The sequence below is a fragment of the Myxococcus sp. CA039A genome (genome assembly GCF_013336645.1).
Lineage (GTDB): Bacteria > Myxococcota > Myxococcia > Myxococcales > Myxococcaceae > Myxococcus > Myxococcus llanfairpwllgwyngyllgogerychwyrndrobwllllantysiliogogogochensis.
The window spans coordinates 1-2,018 of the sequence record NZ_JABUMQ010000616.1; the positions used below are offsets into that span (position 1 = coordinate 1).

Annotated in this window: 2 protein-coding genes and 1 pseudogene; all 3 read right to left on the minus strand. The window is 64.9% G+C overall.

What is annotated here, in order from left to right:
* Positions 1 to 408 (minus strand): DUF4150 domain-containing protein (locus HR086_RS46390; RefSeq protein WP_174468862.1); only part of this gene is annotated, 408 nt, incomplete at its 3' end.
* A 132-nt stretch (positions 409 to 540) separates the two neighbouring features.
* Entirely contained in the window at positions 541 to 1,428 is an 888-nt protein-coding gene (locus tag HR086_RS46395; protein WP_174468863.1) for a DUF2381 family protein, read from the minus strand.
* Positions 1,429 to 1,477: 49 nt separating this feature from the next.
* Positions 1,478 to 2,018 (minus strand): annotated as a pseudogene (locus HR086_RS46400) (hypothetical protein); the annotation flags it as partial.

Consider the following 2,018-nt stretch of genomic DNA (forward strand, 5'->3'; position numbering starts at 1 on the left):
CGTCCCACCCTGCCCATTTGATATGAACGTGGTGTTGAAGGAGTTGCCGTTGTGAAGGGTGACGTCGAGGTAGCGCACGACGCCCTTTCCCTCGATTCTCACGTCCACGCTGCCGCTTCCCCAGGCCATCTTCCCCTTGAGCTTGGAGGAGACGATGCCGCCCGCCGTGCCCGGCTCATCGCCCGAGCTGATGCTCAACTCGGAGTCGGTCAGTGCCACGGGGTGGCCATTGATGGTGACGCTCGTGCTTCCATGGGTGAGCGTGGAGTCTTGAGCGGAGTTGACGAAGGGGGTGGGCACAGGGCCTCCCGGCGTCGGCACCTTGCAGACGTCGGGTGCGGCCGAGGTGTGCGTGTTACCGCTTCCCTTGTGCAGGATGGCGCGGCCGTTGGCGAAGACCTTGCTCATGCTTCCTCCTTGGCGTTTCGAATCATACCCATGACGCAGGCGCAAATGCGCCCACTGTCGGCACTGCCGTCGACGAGCGCCCTGAGCGCGTCGGGCTGACGCCTGTCAAGGACCGGAGAGGGTGTGAGCCATTCACATCCGAGGGAAGTTCACGGGTCCGATGATGACGGCCCGTGAATCGTTCCCGTCGCGCAGTTCGAGTGTGTAGGTGCCTTGCAGTTCGTCCGGGCTGGCCTCTGTCTCCAGGATGAGCAACACCTCGATGTCGCCAGCGGTCAGGGGCTTCGACTGCCAGGCCCGCAGCTCATGGGAGCGGCGACCCAGGGTGTCCCTGAGCGTGGCTCGGCTCGCGGTCCACGGGAGATGATGGCCGGCTGAAGCCAGCACGAGTGCCACCGCGACGCGGGAGATGCTCCTGAAGACCTGTGCCTCGGTTTCACGAGACAGAATGGACCGGGCCGTTGAGAGGTCCTGACCGAGTGTGTTTCCGAGAATGCCCTGCTCGTTCAGAAGCCCTGTGGCGAAAAGTCCTGTCAGGCCCGTTGGACCCTGCTCAGCTCGAAGCCTCGCGTTCTCCTCGCGCAGCCTCAGAAGCTCGCCCTCGAGCTGGGCGGTCTCGGTCCGGTTGTTGCGCGCTCTTGGTGGATCGCTCACGACCTCCACCTGGGCATCGAAGTGCCCCGGGGCCACGACGAGGAGAAAGTTCGCTTCCCTGGGAGTGGAGCCGTCCTCGAAGCGCAGGGTCAGACGCAGCCGCGTGCCTTCCTGGAGTTTGTCCGAGGGCAGGAGCATGAGGGTGTCCTCGCCCATCACCACACGGTGAAAACGCTCCCGTCCCTCCAGCGTGACGGCGTCTCGTGCGAGAGAGGTGTCGAACAGGAGCGCGGTGGTGCCCCCGGGACGAATGAAGATCTCGGCAGGTGCTGGGCCCTGTCGTGTCCCCAGGTCGATGCGACGGACCTCCGAGGAAGACGATGACGTGTGAGACTGCGCCAGTGCGGGCCCGCTCCGCATGCTCATGGCGACGAGGCACATCATGAGCGGCAGGAGGCGTCGTGGACGGCTCGTGCTAATTCTTCTCGTCACCGGTCTCCTGGAAGCGACCCACGGCGCGCACGGCGAACTTGTTGGCCACGACGCCATGGTCATCGTCGCTGCCTGCCTTGGCGGGAATGCCATACACCCCTCTCTGATTGGGGTCGACATATGACATGCAGACAGGGTAGCTCTTGCCCTCGATTCGTGCCTCGACGACTCGGCCATAGACCCGGGTGGGGGTGACGTAGATGTTCGTGATGAGTTCCGCTCCTCGGCGGAGCGCTCCGAACGTCCGGTCCAGATGGGTCGAGATTCGAGACTCGCGGAGGGTGATGTCCGCATGGGCAAGTCCGGTGTGGTCCCTCTCCCCGATGGACGCGGAGACCTGAACGCCGATTCGGATGTTGAGCCGGGCCATGGCCTCCCGCGCTCCAGGAGGGCAGTCCTCGGCGGCAGGCACTGGCTGGTGTTTCACCACAGATGGCGAGCCGGCGCATGCGAGCCCCGTGCAAGCCAGGGCCACCTTGGACAGACGGGGCAGGGAGGGGGAGCGCTGCTTCACGGGAGCAGGG

Bases quoted from the DNA above. Each gene is read 5' to 3' on its own strand.
- HR086_RS46395 (WP_174468863.1), bottom strand. From the start codon at position 1,428: ATGAGCATGCGGAGCGGGCCCGCACTGGCGCAGTCTCACACGTCATCG.